Origin of the sequence: Weissella paramesenteroides ATCC 33313 (assembly GCF_000160575.1) — a bacterium.
GTDB classification, from domain to species: Bacteria; Bacillota; Bacilli; order Lactobacillales; family Lactobacillaceae; genus Weissella; species Weissella paramesenteroides.
The window spans coordinates 1-15482 of sequence record NZ_GG697132.1 but is presented as its reverse complement, the minus strand read 5'-3'; the positions used below and the strand labels follow the sequence as shown (position 1 = coordinate 15482).

Annotated in this window: 12 protein-coding genes; 9 read left to right on the top strand and 3 right to left on the bottom strand. The window is 38.4% G+C overall.

The genetic code is table 11. The annotated features are described in order from the left end of the window. Window positions 1-147 precede the first annotated feature (147 nt). Complete coding sequence (locus tag HMPREF0877_RS07030; RefSeq protein WP_002828616.1) at window positions 148-1440, top strand: adenylosuccinate synthase; 1293 nt, start codon at window positions 148-150, stop codon at window positions 1438-1440. 2 nt (window positions 1441-1442) lie between these two features. Next, complete coding sequence (locus tag HMPREF0877_RS07025; RefSeq protein ID WP_002828615.1) at window positions 1443-1979, top strand: phosphoribosyltransferase; 537 nt, start codon at window positions 1443-1445, stop codon at window positions 1977-1979. A gap of 58 nt (window positions 1980-2037) precedes the next feature. Here the strand turns inward: HMPREF0877_RS07025 and HMPREF0877_RS07020 are convergent, their stop codons facing one another. The 3 genes from HMPREF0877_RS07020 to HMPREF0877_RS07010 form a co-directional block, all read right to left on the bottom strand. Further along, window positions 2038-2934 carry a cation diffusion facilitator family transporter gene (locus HMPREF0877_RS07020; RefSeq protein ID WP_002828614.1) on the bottom strand — a complete coding sequence of 299 codons (897 nt, stop codon included), beginning with the start codon at window positions 2932-2934 and terminating at the stop codon, window positions 2038-2040. Window position 2935: 1 nt separating this feature from the next. Then, a complete protein-coding gene (locus HMPREF0877_RS07015; RefSeq protein ID WP_002828613.1) occupies window positions 2936-3211 on the bottom strand; it encodes an ArsR/SmtB family transcription factor in 276 nt (91 codons plus the stop codon). A gap of 78 nt (window positions 3212-3289) precedes the next feature. Beyond that, complete coding sequence (locus HMPREF0877_RS07010) at window positions 3290-4108, bottom strand: membrane protein (protein WP_040760955.1); 819 nt, start codon at window positions 4106-4108, stop codon at window positions 3290-3292. 137 nt (window positions 4109-4245) lie between these two features. Here HMPREF0877_RS07010 and HMPREF0877_RS07005 point away from each other — a divergent pair, with 137 nt between their 5' ends. The 7 genes from HMPREF0877_RS07005 to HMPREF0877_RS06975 all read left to right on the top strand — a co-directional run bounded on the left by HMPREF0877_RS07005 (window position 4246) and on the right by HMPREF0877_RS06975 (window position 15123). Continuing rightward, window positions 4246-4671, top strand: coding sequence for a GtrA family protein (locus tag HMPREF0877_RS07005; RefSeq protein WP_002828611.1), 426 nt, complete (start codon window positions 4246-4248; stop codon window positions 4669-4671). Further along, the gene (locus tag HMPREF0877_RS07000; RefSeq protein WP_002828610.1) at window positions 4668-5519 is read left to right on the top strand and encodes a Cof-type HAD-IIB family hydrolase; all 852 of its coding nucleotides are present in this window, start codon (window positions 4668-4670) and stop codon (window positions 5517-5519) included. The genes HMPREF0877_RS07005 and HMPREF0877_RS07000 overlap by 4 nt, the downstream gene beginning before the upstream one ends. A 104-nt stretch (window positions 5520-5623) precedes the next feature. After that, on the top strand, window positions 5624-6415 hold the full coding sequence (locus HMPREF0877_RS06995) for an isoprenyl transferase (protein WP_002828609.1): 792 nt from the start codon (window positions 5624-5626) through the stop codon (window positions 6413-6415). An 11-nt stretch (window positions 6416-6426) separates the two neighbouring features. Continuing rightward, a complete protein-coding gene (locus tag HMPREF0877_RS06990) occupies window positions 6427-7215 on the top strand; it encodes a phosphatidate cytidylyltransferase (protein WP_002828608.1) in 789 nt (262 codons plus the stop codon). A 133-nt stretch (window positions 7216-7348) separates the two neighbouring features. Continuing rightward, window positions 7349-8605, top strand: coding sequence for an RIP metalloprotease RseP (rseP, locus tag HMPREF0877_RS06985; RefSeq protein ID WP_002828607.1), 1257 nt, complete (start codon window positions 7349-7351; stop codon window positions 8603-8605). A 120-nt stretch (window positions 8606-8725) separates the two neighbouring features. Then, entirely contained in the window at window positions 8726-10438 is a 1713-nt protein-coding gene (locus HMPREF0877_RS06980; protein ID WP_002828606.1) for a proline--tRNA ligase, read from the top strand. Between the two features lie 371 nt (window positions 10439-10809). After that, window positions 10810-15123: a PolC-type DNA polymerase III gene (locus tag HMPREF0877_RS06975; RefSeq protein ID WP_002828605.1), complete on the top strand. Its 4314-nt coding sequence runs from the start codon at window positions 10810-10812 to the stop codon at window positions 15121-15123. Window positions 15124-15482: the final 359 nt, after the last annotated feature.

Genomic DNA, 15482 nt, shown 5'->3' with positions numbered 1-15482 from the left:
AACCAGAAATAATCAACTTTAAACGATTAAAAGTCGAACTTTTAGCGAAAGAACGTTGAAACAGATAACGTTTGTTGCTAAAATTAACTAGGTGTTGAAATTGTTTAGATTGTTCGTGTTTAACGAATTTTAAAATAGGAGGCCATTATGGCAGGGATTGTAGTTGTTGGTAGTCAATGGGGAGACGAAGGGAAAGGTAAAATAACAAATTTTATTTCACAAGACTCTGATATGGTCGTGCGTTATCAAGGTGGTAACAATGCTGGTCATACTATTTATGTGGATGGGAAAAAATTTGAGTTATCTTCTGTACCATCTGGTATTTTTAATCCCAATCGGTTAGCAGTGATTGGAAATGGATGCGTTGTTAATCCAAAGGCATTGTTAGCTGAATTACATGAAATCCAAGAAAAAGGGGTAACAACCGAAAATCTCCGTATCTCAGATCGCGCGCATGTTATCTTCCCATATCACATGCTGATTGATCAGTTAGCTGATGCTAAGAAGGGGGATGGTAAGATTGGTACCACTGGTCGCGGTATTGGCCCAACATACATGGACAAAGCAGCGCGTGTGGGTATCCGAATTGTTGATTTACTAGATGAAGAAATTTTACGTGAACGCTTAGCTAATGTTCTGGCAGAAAAAAATGAAGTGCTTGAAAAAATTTATGATCATGCACCATTTGATTTGGAAGAATTAGTGGCTGAATACGTCGCCTATGGTCAAAAATTAAAGCCATATATTGTTGATACAACAGTATTGATCAATGAGTATTTGGATGACAACAAACGCGTACTATTTGAAGGTGCCCAAGGTGCAATGTTGGATATTGATCAAGGAACTTATCCATATGTGACATCTTCATCGCCAGTTGGTGGTGGGGCAACGATTGGTGCCGGTGTTGGACCAACAAAGATTACACGCGTTGTTGGTGTTGCGAAAGCCTATACTTCTCGAGTGGGGGATGGTCCGTTTCCAACAGAGCTATTTGATGAAGTAGGTGATCGTATTCGTGAGATTGGTCATGAATATGGTGTTGTGACAAAGCGACCACGCCGTATTGGTTGGTTAGATACGGTTGTGTTACGTCATTCAGCTCGTATTGGTGGCTTTACGCACCTATCATTAAACAGTTTGGATGTTTTGTCAGGACTAGAGACAGTGAAACTTGCAGTGGCTTATGAGTTAGATGGTCAACGAATTACGCACTATCCAGCTAGCTTAAAAGATGTACAACGGGTTACGCCGGTATATGAGGAATTACCAGGTTGGTCAGAGGACATTACTGGCATTAAGTCACGTGATGAGTTACCAGCTAATGCTGAAAATTACTTGAAGCGTGTCGAAGAATTAATTGGTGTACCGCTATACACATTTGCAGTGGGACCATCAAATGAACAAACCATTATCCTATTTGATATTTGGAATAAGGAGTAAGCATGTCTGAAATGAGATTAGCACGAACCGTTTTATCTGTAGATGAGATCAATCAAATGGTCACACGTGTTGCAGATGAAATCAATGAAGTACTAGTTGATGTTGAACGCCCAGTATTTATAGGTGTGATGAAGGGTGCATATATGTGGATGGCCGATTTAATGCGTGCCATGAATCGAGAAATTGAGCTTGATTACATTGATGTATCTAGTTACGTTGGTGACCAATCAACCGGCCATATTACGATTCAAAGAGATTTGAAAGTCGACCTTTCAGGCCGGACAGTTGTGATTTTAGATGAAGTGGTTGACTCAGGATTAACGTTACGTTATTTAAAGGCCGATTTTGAAGCACGCGGTGCTAAGAAGGTATATGTTGCTGTTGCAACAGATAAACGGCATTCTGCTTCGGCAGGTGGTATTACACCAGATTTTATTGGGGCACATGTACCTGATGAATTTCTTGTCGGATATGGTATGGACTATAATGAATATTATCGTGGCTTACCTTATGTGGCTGTTCTAGAATTATCTGAATAAATAAAAAATCGAAATTGGTTATATTAACCAATTTCGATTTTTTTATAACCTTGTAAATTTAAATATCATTACATGGTTCATCAGGTAAATTACGTTCCAATTGAATCGTTGTATGCTGAATATGCATATCATCTTGTAGCATGTGACCAAGTTGAGAGAGTAGCAACATATCACTAGGGTCTTTTACGACAAGATGAACAGTTAATGCGGTTTCTGTAGTAGAAATTCCCCAGATATGCAAATCATGTAAACTAATAACCTCTGGATTTTCAAGAATCGCATTTTTGACGGTTTCTTCATCGATATTTTCTGGTACGCCATTAAAAATTAGTAAAATGGACTGTTTAAAAATATCCCATGATGACACGATAATAACGATACCAATGATAATTGAAACTACGGGATCTAACCAATACCATTTTGTTAGCATTGTTAGTAAACCAGCAATAACCACACCAAGTGAAACACCCGCATCGGCCATTAAATGGACATAAGCTCCTTTAGCGTTGATATCTGACTTATGGTCGCCAGCCATTGCGAAGAATTTTGCTGCTAGAAAGTTAACGGCGATTCCGAAAGCTGATACGATCATAATTAAATTTCCAGCTGGTTCAGCACCACCATTTAGTAATTTAACAATTGCTTCATACCAAATAACAAACACAGCAACTAGTAAGAAGAGGGCATTGATAAAACTAGCCAAAATGGTTGCATTATGCCAACCATAGGTGTGCGTTGTTGTCGCTCGTAGCCCAAAAACAACGACGGCGGCCCAAGCCAAAATTAATGAGGCAACGTCGCTAACACTGTGCAGGGCATCCGCAAACAATGCTGTTGAATGCGCATAATGTGCAAAAATCATTTCAGCAATGATAAAAGCAGTATTTAGAATAATGCCAGTTAAGTAAGGTAATTGCCTTTTTGGAACGGTTGCATGCTCGTGATGATTATGCATATTATAATTTTTCCTCCAAGTGTGTCGTAGCTAATGCAATAATAGACCGGATATGGTCATCCTTTAGCACATAAAAAACTTGTTTGCCGTGCTTATGGGAGCTAACGATATCGGCTTGTTTTAACATCTTCAATTGTTGAGAAATGTTTGATTGCGAATAGCCCGTAGCTGTGACTAGGTCTGAAACGTTTTGTTCATGATCAGCCAAAATCTTTAAAATTTTTAGTCGTAAAACATTTGAAAATAGCTTAAAAAACTCTGATAATTTTTCATCCATAAATATATTATAAAACGTTAATATGTTTTTTGAAAGAAAAAAGAACCGAAATAAGAAATCATTTCGGTTCTTTTAAGGTTAGTGTTGTTGTAAAAAAATAACCATAATTGTCATTGCCTGTAAAACAGTAAAGAATACCATACGGTAACGTTGTTTTAAATTGAAATTAATTAAGACCATCCAAGTAAATATGATGATAATCATCGTTAGAATTGTCCAAAAATTCCATGGCAAAGTTAAGACGTTTAATAACAAAATAACACCAAAAACGAGAGAAGTTAGTCGTTTATTACGTCCCTCAGTTACAAATACACTACTCATAAAGTATAAGTAACTGAAAAATAATGGTAGTAAGCTAATAATAAATGGTTGTGTCAAATACGTGTTCTGTTGGTAAAAAATGACAACGGGCATGACGATAGTTGCAATACCTGAATATAAGATTAGACCAAGTACGTTTTGCAAATTTAGCCATGGAATATTTATTAATAGTAGCGCAATCGGCAGTAGAGCCAATAACATAACCTGTTGACCAGTAAATTGTTTATATAAGAAATACAAAAACAATAAAGGAAATAAAATAACAACATAATTGATCCAGCGTGAAAAGCCACGGTTAAATGTCAAGAATATCGCAATGGCGATAATAATGCTGTACGAAATTAACAAGGGGTTATGCTGCCATTGACCACCGGCTAAGTTTTTTGAATAAATTAGGGGATATACCCACCAAATAATATTTTGGGCGATGGCACCAATAATTAAAGCAAGCCATTGAATATCTGTCTGTTTTAATTTCTGATTTAATCGTGATTGACGACTAATTGGTTGATCAGTTGTTTGATTTTCTTTATGTCGATTTAAACGAGATACATTATCATGAGTTTCAGGATTCATAATCATGCCTTCCTAAATATTTAAGTTATATTTGTAAGAACTATTTATATAATTGTAGCAAACTAACCCGCTTACGGGTGATTTTGGTATAATGTTTTGAGTGTTATTTTGTAAATTGATTAGAATGGAGTAACGAAATGCGTGCAGTAATTGAGATCGTAAGGAAATATCGAATGCAAATTATGTATTTGATATTTGGTGGACTGACAACTTTGGTTAACATTGTGGTATATACGGGGGCACGTTGGTCTCATTTATCGATAAATATTGCCTATATCCTTGCTTGGATATTGAGTGTTTTGTTTGCTTATCTAACGAACCGTAAATGGGTGTTTGATAGTCAAACGACAGGCCTTGCTAATATTTTACTCGAAATGGTTAAATTTTTCTTTGCACGACTGGCAACAGGTGTGGTAGGATATTTAATTCTGTTATTTGGTGTGCATGTCCTACACCAAAATGATATGATTTGGAATATTATCCAAAATATATTTGTGATTGTTTCTAATTATGTATTGAGTAAATTAATGATATTTAGATTGAAGGAGAAAATTGAAAAATGACGATTAAATTAATTGCAACTGATATGGATGGTACATTATTGCGTGACGATCGAACATTCGATTATGCCCGCATGGAAGATTTATTAGATGAACTAGATGCTAAGGGGATTCGTTTTGTCGCTGCAAGTGGCAATCAATATAAAAAATTACGTTCATACTTCAATCCAGTTAATCCGGATCGCGTAACCTATGTTTCAGACAACGGTGCTTTAGTGATGAATCATGATGAGGTAATTGCTGAATCAACGATTACTCGTCAACAAATTGATCGTGTGATTGCTTGGAATAATAGTGTTAATCCAGGTATGGAAAATCTAATTGTTTTGTCAGGTCATAATGGGGCGTATGTGTCTAATCATGCGACACCTGAAATTATCGGTATGGTGAAACAATTTTATCCGGTGGTTCACCAAGTAGAGAAGTTTAAGAACATTGAAGATAATATTTTCCGTTTTACATTTGTGTGGGAACAAGGAATCGATGTTCATCAACATATCCAACAGCTACGAGCAGAGTTCGGTGAAGAATTACATACAACAGGATCAGGATTTGGAACTGTGGATATTCTAGCACCAGGAGTCAATAAACGAACAGGTCTTGAACAATTAGGTGACATTTGGGGCATTAAGCCAGAAGAAATGGCCGCCTTTGGTGATAATGGAAATGATTTAGAGATGTTACGGTACGTTAAATATCCTTTTGTTATGCCTAATGCAGAAGATTTTATGAAGGTGCGAATTGATAATCTTGCTGTTAATGACAACAATCATAATGGTGTATTAGATACCATTGAAGCTCTGTTAGCTGGTGCATTCGATGACAATGCTAGCAAAATTTTTGATAAATAATGACTAATAATCAAATATCGTGTGTCAAACTGTTATAATATATAAGGTTATGAAGCGTGTCAGTTTTCATAGTGATTATTTGTTAGGATCTCGGAGGGGAAATCGTGTTTTTTAATGACCGACGTGAAGAACGTGCTGATAAACAAGTTGTAGAACTTGATAATCAGCAGATACCACAACATATCGCGATTATCATGGATGGTAATGGACGCTGGGCAAAGGGTCAGAATCTACCACGAGTTGCTGGGCATCAGCGTGGCATGGAAGTCGTTAAAGATATTACTAAGGCCGCCAGTGATTTGGGTGTTAAGGTTTTAACCTTGTATGCTTTTTCAACTGAAAATTGGAAACGCCCAGAAACAGAAGTTGGCTTTTTAATGAAATTGCCGGGCAAGTTTTTTGATACTTTTGTACCTGATTTGATCGCAAATAATATTCGGGTCAATGTCATTGGTTATGTTGATCAGTTACCTGCTTCTACACAAAAAGCTGTTCAAAATGCAATCGCACAAACTGCTAATAATACTGGTATGGTATTAAACTTTGCCCTTAATTATGGTGGACGAGCTGAAATTGTATCTGGTGTGCAACAAATTGCCCAAAGAGTATTAAGTGGCGAAATTAAACCAGAAGACATTGATGAAAATATGCTAAGCCAATCTATGATGACAGCATCATTAAACGAGTATGCTGACCCGGATTTATTGATTCGTACTAGTGGTGAAGAGCGATTATCAAACTTTTTACTTTGGCAAATTGCGTATTCAGAATTTGTTTTTGTGGATGAACATTGGCCTGAATTTACCGCAAGTGTCTTGAAACGTGCGATTAAAATATATCAGTCACGTCATCGAAGATTTGGTGGTCTATCAGAAAATAAGAGTGATAAAAAATAGGAGATAAAATAATGAAAACACGGGTAATTACGGCAGTGGTAGCATTGGCAATTTTTATACCCATTTTAATTGCAGGTGGTATTTGGATTCAGATCGCTGCTTCAGTACTTGCCGTTGTTGCTGCATCAGAAGTTGTCTTGATGCGTCGAACATTGTTGGTTGATTTTGGTGCCATATTAACAATGTTAGGTGCGCTAATTATGACATTACCAACAGATATTTGGCATAATCTTGACTTGCCAGTAACATTGCAGCGTTCTTCTTTGCTATATATATTTGTTATTTTGATGTTGTTACATACAGTGGTCGCACGTAATAAGTTTAATTTTGAAGATGCTGGTGTGTTTACACTAACCATGATGTACGTTGGTTTAGGATTCAGCATGATGGTTACAGCACGTACGGCAGGACTAGATACCTTAATGTATGCTTTCTTAATTGTTTGGATTACTGATTCAGGTGCTTATCTAGTTGGTCGAAAAATTGGTAAACATAAGCTGACGCCTATTTCACCAAATAAAACTTGGGAAGGGTCAATTGGTGGTAGTGTTATTGCGGTTATTGCAGCAGCAGTTTATACCTATTTCTTCCCACAAACATATAGTTGGTGGATTATGCTTGTAATCAGCATTATTCTTTCGGTTGCTGGTCAGTTTGGGGATTTGATAGAATCTGCTTTGAAGCGTTTCTACCATGTTAAAGATTCTGGGTCAGTATTACCGGGTCATGGTGGTATTTTAGATCGTTTTGATTCGATGTTGATCGTCTTACCAATTATGTATCTACTTGGTGTTTTTTAATAAATGAATGATTAAAAAGGGCTGATGGTAAACGTCGCCCTTTTTTGCTAGCTTGCATTTGTTTCAAAGCACTTTTGTTTGTATCGTATTTTATTGTATACTTACCCTACTTAGATTGGGATGGAGAAAAGGAATGACAGCAATTATTACATTTATTATTGTATTTGGGGTCATCGTGATTGTGCACGAATTTGGTCACTTTTACTTTGCAAAAAAATCAGGTGTGCGTGTTCGTGAATTTGCCATTGGTATGGGGCCAAAATTATTGCAAACGCAGCGCAATGGCACAACTTACACCTGGCGTATTTTGCCAGTTGGTGGTTATGTGCGGATGGCTGGTCGTGCCGATACTGAAGAAGAATCTGTTCAACCTGGGATGCCAATCACAGTAGTTATAACTGATGGTGTCGTGACTCGAATTAATTTATCAGAACAAGAAGAACTTGTTGGTGGCCGGACGATTACGGTTAATCAAATTGATTTAGTTGATGATATGTTTATTGAAGGGTACTGGCTAGATGAAGAAGGGGTGGTTCGTTTACCTGTTGATCATGATGCTGAAATCATTGAGGCAGATGGTACGATGGTATTAGTAGCACCACGCGATACCCATATAGAATCAGCAAAATTGTGGCAACGCGCATTAATTAATTTTGCGGGACCAATGAATAATTTTTTGCTGACGCTTATCTTATTTATTGGTTTGGCGTTTACCTTACCTGGCGTGTCCACAACAACGGTGGATCAGGTTGCTAAAGATTCACCAGCTGCTATGGTCGGTTTGAAGCATAATGATACGATTACTGAAATAAATGGTAAAAAAGTTAGTTCATGGCAAAGCATGCAGAATACCATTCAAACATTGCCAAATAAAAAGGTTACAGTAACTTTTGAACGTCATGGTCAAACAAAACACACAACATTGACACCTAAGGGGATTAAGAATGGTGGTATGATGATTGGTCAAATTGGTGTCACTTCTAAGCAAACGACTGCATTAGGTGCACGTTTGCGGTATGGGTTCCAGGCAACTGCCCAATCGATGACCCAGATTTTCCGAGCGATTAAAAATCTCGTGCAAGGATTTTCACTTAATAAACTAGGTGGTCCAGTGGCTATTTATAAAAATACGTCAGAAGTAAGTAGCATGGGTATCCTAGCAATCGTGTCATTTATGGCTTGGTTGTCAGTAAACCTGGGAATGATGAATTTAATCCCGATACCAGGTTTAGATGGGGGTAAATTGTTATTAAATGCTGTGGAAGCTGTTATTCGACGGCCAGTGCCTGAAAAAGCAGAGTTAGCCGTAACAATGGTCGGTGTTGTGCTCCTCGTTATTTTAATGGTTGCGGTGACTGGTAACGATATTTTACGTTATTTCGTGAAATAGGATCCTGGGAAGAATCATTTAAAATTTCTGTGTTGTCAGTTTCAAGTAACCAAATGTGGTAAGATAGAAAAAGAATTTTAATGCACGAGTTGGTGCAAAGATTAGGAATGGGTATAAGTCATGAAACAATCAAAGGTTTTTATTCCAACGTTGCGTGAAACACCAGCTGATGCGGAAGTAATTTCCCATCAAATGATGTTACGCGCAGGATATGTTCGTCAAGTAACTGCGGGTGTCTATGCATATTTGCCATTAGCGCAACGTGTATTAAATAAGATAAATGCGATTATTCGCGAGGAAATGGAAAAAATTGATGCTATTGAAATGACAGCACCAGTTCTTTTACCAGCAGAATTGTGGGAAGAATCAGGACGTTATGAAACTTATGGTCCAAATTTGTTTAAATTGAAGAACCGTCATGGGCGTGACATGATTCTTGGCCCAACACATGAAGAAACGATGACAACGTTGATTCGTGATGATATTAAATCATATAAGCGTTTGCCACTGACTCTTTATCAAATTCAAACAAAGTTACGTGATGAAGATCGACCTCGTTTCGGTGTTCTTCGTGGGCGTGAGTTTATTATGAAGGATGCTTATTCATTTTCAATTGACGAAGCTGGCTTGGACGATGCCTACAAGAAAATGGAGACAGCCTACGTTAATATTTTCGATCGCGTTGGGCTAAACTATCGCGTTATCGTAGGTGATGCAGGTGCAATGGGTGGTTCAGATTCTAAGGAATTCTCTGCACCAGCTGCAGCCGGTGAAGATACGATTGCTTATTCAGATGAGTCTGAGTATGCGGCAAATCTTGAAATGGCTAAAGATCTTTACACACCCAATAAGTCACATGCGCCATTAGCTGATTTACAAAAAATTGCGACTCCTGAAGTTGCCACAATTGCTGAATTGGCAGATTATCTGCAAACTTCAGCGGATCAATTAGTGAAGACATTATTCATGATGGCTGATGGTGAACCGGTTATGATTTTGGTGCGTGGTGATTATGAAGTTAATGAAGTCAAAGTACAAAATTATTTGCACGCTGATGAATTGCGCCTAGCAACTGAAGCGGAAGCGCAACAATATTTAGGCGCTCCATTTGGTTCATTGGGTCCGGTTGGTGTTGGTGAAGAAGTGAAAATTATCGCTGATGAGTGGGTAACAGATATGGCGAATATCGTCGTTGGCGGTAATGAAGCAGGCTTCCATTACTTAAATGCTAATGTTGATCGTGATTTCCGTATTGATGAAGTTGCTGACGTCCGTATTGCACGAGAAGGTGATCCGGCTATTGATAATAAGGGTCATTTACAATTTACAAAGGGTATTGAAGTCGGCCATATCTTTAAGCTAGGAACACGTTATTCTAAATCAATGGGTGCACAAGTCCTAGATGCGAATGGACGTCAAGCAGACGTTATCATGGGATCTTACGGAATTGGTGTTTCACGCCTTTTGGCCGCCATTGCTGAGCAAAATGCCGATGAACATGGACTATCATGGCCAGCAGCCGTTGCACCATGGGATGTTCATTTGGTTCCGATTAAGTACAAAGATGAGACTCAAGCTAAATTAACGGATGATTTAAATGAAAGCTTAGTAGCAGCCGGCTACGAAGTTCTAGTAGATGATCGTAATGAGCGTCCGGGTGTTAAATTTGCTGATTCAGATTTAATTGGGTTGCCAGTCCGTGTAACTGTTGGTAAAAAAGCTAGTGATGGTATTGTTGAAGTTAAGTTACGTCAAGCTGATGAAGCAATTGAAGTTCGAGCAGATGAGCTTGTTTCAACACTCCAAGTTTTCTTGGATGGTAATAAAAATTAAATATTATTTGGCTGTTTATTCTTGTTTTAAGATTTTAGCTTTATAGTATAACTATCGATGAGGGATACAGAGATATCCTGTCGATGCCCATAATGATTACTCATAACCTAGCAGGAATGCCCGTTCCTGCAACTACTCCTTAAATTGGTATATGTGAGTATACCGTTAATAATAGATAGGGAAGCCCATCCATATCTATTATCAATGATGACATAGCACTTTGAGTTATTCATCATTACTGAGAGGAAGCAATTGCCCATTGCTTCCTTTTTTTGTGTTTAAAAATTAATTAATCGATTTGATATTCTCATGACTCACGGACAATGTATAATAACAATAGATTGTAAAACAAATGAAAGGGGCTATAAGTGATGGCGTTGAACCCACAAGAACAATTTCAAATATTGTTACAACAGTTGCAATATGAGGAGGTGCCCGACATCTTCCAAGAAGCAACATTGACTAAGTTGACAATTCACAAGCAGTCTCGTGTTTGGCAATTCCATTTAGCACTACCTGAGTTACCTGATGTGACAACTTTGGCGACATTAATTAGTAAGCTCCAGATGACATTTGCTAATATTGCGGCTGTTAACTATGAAATTAATTTAACTTCACAGCCAAATTTGATACAAGCAGTTGATTATTGGCGGTGGGTTTTACAGCAACATCAAAACGAACCAGGGGCCTTTCAACAGGCATTTAGCCAAGTGATGCCCGTGATTCAGGATAATCAACTATTTCTAAGTTTTGATTCACAAGCATGGGCAAATTATGCAAAGCAGACTGGAATTAGTTTAATTCAACAGACGTACCAACAAATTGGTTTTGATGAAAATTTGCCATTTGTCATTGATGTTGATGATGAACTAGTTGCGCAATCGCAGGCTGAGGCGATGGCACAGCGGGCTTCACAAGATGAGCAGTTAGCACAGATGGCACAGGTTCAAATAGAACAGGCTTCTAAGCAGCGCCATACTGCTAGCCATGGTGGTAGCAATGGTGGTAATAGTCTGGGACGTAAGATTGCTAATGATGCTGAAATCACTGATATGATCAATATTATTGATGAAGAACGATCGGTTATTGTTGAAGGGTATGTATTTGATGCGGAAGTCAAAGTTCTGAAATCAGAACGTCAGCTATTGACCATGAAAGTGACTGATTATACCAGTTCCTTTATCCTTAAGAAATTCTCGCGTGATGAAAATGACGAAGAATTCTTTGCAAATATAAAAGCAGGCATGTGGATTCGTGCTCGCGGCCCAGTACAACAGGATGATTTTTTGCATGATTTAACGATGATGGCATATGATATGCAGATAGTTAGTCACGAGCCGCGTGTTGACAAATATGAAGGTGAACAAAAGCGTGTTGAATTACATGCGCATTCTTTGATGTCGACCATGGATGCAACTAATGGTATTAAGGACTATGTGAAACAAGCAAGTGATTGGGGAATGGACGCCATTGCGATTACTGATACTGCTGGCGCGCAAGGGTTCCCTGAAGCTGCTTCATCAGCCGCAGCCAATGATGTCAAAATGATTTACGGTGTTGAAGTTAATCTTGTCGAAGATGGTGAACCGATTATCTTTAACCCAGCACATGTTGAATTAGCTGATGCCGAGTATGTCGTGTTTGACGTGGAAACAACGGGATTGTCTGCTGCATATGACAAGGTGATTGAATTATCGGCAGTAAAAATGGTTAAGGGTAATGTGATAGCAGAGTTTTCTGAATTCATTGATCCGGGATTTTCATTAAGTCAGACAACAGTTGATTTGACCTCAATCACGGATGATATGGTTCGAGGTTCAAAATCAGAAAAAGAAGTATTTACGGCCTTTCGTGAGTTCTATGGTGATGCCATCTTGGTTGGTCATAATGTGACATTCGATATGGGCTTTATGAATGAAGGATACGAACGTCATGGCATGGGGTCAATTACTAATCCAGTGATTGATACATTAACATTAGCTCGTTTCTTATACCCAAACATGCGTTCATACCGTTTGAACACTTTGGCAAAGCATTTTGGTGTGCTTCTTGAACAACATCACCGTGCAATCTTTGATTCGGAGACGACTGGACATTTAAATCGCATCTTCTTGGAAGAAGCACGTGAATCTTATGGCATTACACATGCTGACCAATTGAACGATCACATGACAGATAATGATGCTTGGCGTCATGGTAGACCAAATCATGCGGTTGTTCTCGTTCAAAATCAGACGGGGGTCAAAAATCTTTATAAGTTGATTTCAGAATCCAATATTCATTATCTTTATCGCACACCACGAGTACCACGTTCAGTGTTAAATAAGTATCGTGATGGTTTATTATTAGGTACCGGAGATAGTTCAGGTGAATTCTGGGAAGCATTGATGCAAAAGGGCTACGCGGCTGCTAAAACTAAGGCGAAATACTATGATTACATTGAAATCCAACCATCAGCAAATTATTTACCTCAAATAGAGGGTGAATTAATTAAAGATGAGGCCCGGTTACGTGAATTAATGATGCAGGCCGTTAAAATTGGGGATGAGTTGAACAAGCCAGTTGTTGTGACAGGGGATGTTCACTACCTAAATCCAGAAGATGGTATCTACCGCAAGATTTTAATTAGTTCACAGGGTGGGGCAAATCCGCTAAATCGGCATAGCTTGCCGGATCTACATTTTAGAACAACGCAAGAAGTACTGGATGACTTTAGCTGGATGAAACCAGAATTGGCAAAGAAATTGGTGATTGATAATACACATGTCGTTGCTGATATGATTGATGATGTTGAAGCGATTAAATCAGGTAACTATCCACCAAATATGCCAACCGCAAATGATGAAATCCGACAAAAATCATACGAAACAGCTTATCGTATGTATGGTAATCCTTTACCAGAAATTGTCGAGGCGCGTATTGAACAGGAGCTTAATTCAATTATTAAGAACGGTTTCGCGGTTATCTATTTAGTTGCCCAGCGTCTCGTAGCAAAATCAAATAAAGATGGTTATTTAGTTGGTTCACGTGGATCCGTTGGGTCTTCTTTAATCGCCTTGTTAATTGGAATTACTGAAGTGAACGCCTTACCACCACACTATCGTAGCGTGGCGGGGGATTATGTTGAGTTTGTTAATCCACGTGATTATGAATCGGGTTATGATTTACCAGAACGTTATAGTCCAATTGATGGTTCAAAACTGATTGGTGATGGACATAATATTCCTTTTGAAACTTTTTTGGGTTTCAAGGGTAATAAGGTGCCGGATATCGATTTGAACTTTTCGGGCGACTATCAACCATTTGCGCATAACTATATGAAGTCCTTGTTCGGGGAGAATAATGTTTTTCGTGCTGGAACGATTGCGACAGTGGCCGACAAAACAGCGTTTGGCTATGTGAAAGCATATGAACGTGATCATGATCAACAATTTAGAGGTGCAGAGGTCGAAAGACTGGCGATGGGTGCAACGGGTGTGAAGCGCACGACTGGTCAACATCCGGCTGGAATCCTAATTGTGCCTGATGACATGGAAATTTATGATTTTACGCCTATCCAATATCCAGCCGATGATTTATCAGCTACTTGGCGAACGACCCATTTTGATTTCCACTCGATTCACGATAATATTTTAAAGATGGATATTCTTGGTCATGATGATCCGACGATGATTCGTGCGTTACAGGATATGTCTGGTATTGATCCAACGACGATCCCAATGAATGATCCTGGTGTCATGAGTCTGTTCTCATCACCTGAAGCGCTTGGTGTTACTGAGGATCAAATCTTTTCAAAGACTGGTACCTTGGGTGTACCAGAATTCGGAACAGCCTTTGTTCGAGGCATGCTAGAAGAAACGCACCCGAAAAATTATTCTGAATTACTGCAAATTTCCGGATTATCTCACGGAACAGATGTTTGGCGTGGAAACGCTGATGAATTGATTGAACGTGGTGTAGCGACAATTGGTACGGTTATTGGAACCCGTGACAAAATCATGACCGACTTGATCAACTATGGTGTTAATCCAGAATCATCATTTCAAATTATGGAAAAGGTGCGTAAGGGTAAAGGAATTGTTGATGAATATCAAGCCGAAATGCGCGCAGCCGGGGTACCAGAATGGTATATTGAATCTGGTTTGAAGATTAAATATATGTTCCCGCGTGCTCATGCGGCCGCTTATGTGCTTATGGCGTTACGAATTGCATATTTCAAGGTTTATTTTCCAACGCTGTATTATGCAGCCTATTTCTCAGTTCGTGCAAGCAATTTTGATATTGTTTCAATGTCGCGTGGACTAAATAGTACAAAAGCTAAGATAATGGAAATTAAACATCAGGGTAATGATGCTTCTGCTAAAGATAAGGATTTATTGACTGTTCTTGAAATTGCAAACGAGGCCTTAGAACGTGGAATTACCTTTAGTATGGTTGATCTATACAAGTCAGATTCAGATGAATGGTTAATTGATGGCGATACATTGATTGCACCGTTCAATTCTGTACCAGGTTTAGGTGACAACGTAGCAAAGCGTATTGTAGCTGCAAGAGCTGAAGGAGAATTCTTATCTAAAGAGGATTTGGCACAACGTGGTGGCATTTCAAAGACCCTATTACAATTTATGGATGATAATGGTGTTCTTAATGGTATGCCAGATGAAAATCAATTGGCACTCTTTTAGTGAGAGCGAGACAAAAGTCGGTTTGAAGCCGGTGTGTAACGCGTTTATGCTATCAAACTAACATGCTTGTAATTAATAACTTTTAGCACAAAAATTAGAGGCTGAGACAACACCTGTCCCAGCTTCTTTTTTTAGTTACTAATCAAATGACTTATATTCAGTTTATTTATGGAGAAAAGGGTGCCTTTTAGATAAGGGTGACGTAATATTAAAAATAAAAAACAAATTTATACTTAAAATATAAAAGACTATTGACTTTCTTTTTATAAATGTGTAGTATATATCAAGTTGGCAACGACATTGCATGAAATTAATTTGATAAAAACATCTTTTAAAAAGTTGTTGACAAATCAAACTGG

Coding starts and splice junctions, on each gene's coding strand:
- HMPREF0877_RS07030 (WP_002828616.1), top strand. CDS start 148: ATGGCAGGGATTGTAGTTGTTGGTAGTCAATGGGGAGACGAAGGGAAA.
- HMPREF0877_RS07025 (WP_002828615.1), top strand. CDS start 1,443: ATGTCTGAAATGAGATTAGCACGAACCGTTTTATCTGTAGATGAGATC.
- HMPREF0877_RS07020 (WP_002828614.1), bottom strand. CDS start 2,934: ATGCATAATCATCACGAGCATGCAACCGTTCCAAAAAGGCAATTACCT.
- HMPREF0877_RS07015 (WP_002828613.1), bottom strand. CDS start 3,211: ATGGATGAAAAATTATCAGAGTTTTTTAAGCTATTTTCAAATGTTTTA.
- HMPREF0877_RS07010 (WP_040760955.1), bottom strand. CDS start 4,108: ATGAATCCTGAAACTCATGATAATGTATCTCGTTTAAATCGACATAAA.
- HMPREF0877_RS07005 (WP_002828611.1), top strand. CDS start 4,246: ATGCGTGCAGTAATTGAGATCGTAAGGAAATATCGAATGCAAATTATG.
- HMPREF0877_RS07000 (WP_002828610.1), top strand. CDS start 4,668: ATGACGATTAAATTAATTGCAACTGATATGGATGGTACATTATTGCGT.
- HMPREF0877_RS06990 (WP_002828608.1), top strand. CDS start 6,427: ATGAAAACACGGGTAATTACGGCAGTGGTAGCATTGGCAATTTTTATA.
- rseP (WP_002828607.1), top strand. CDS start 7,349: ATGACAGCAATTATTACATTTATTATTGTATTTGGGGTCATCGTGATT.
- HMPREF0877_RS06980 (WP_002828606.1), top strand. CDS start 8,726: ATGAAACAATCAAAGGTTTTTATTCCAACGTTGCGTGAAACACCAGCT.
- HMPREF0877_RS06975 (WP_002828605.1), top strand. CDS start 10,810: ATGGCGTTGAACCCACAAGAACAATTTCAAATATTGTTACAACAGTTG.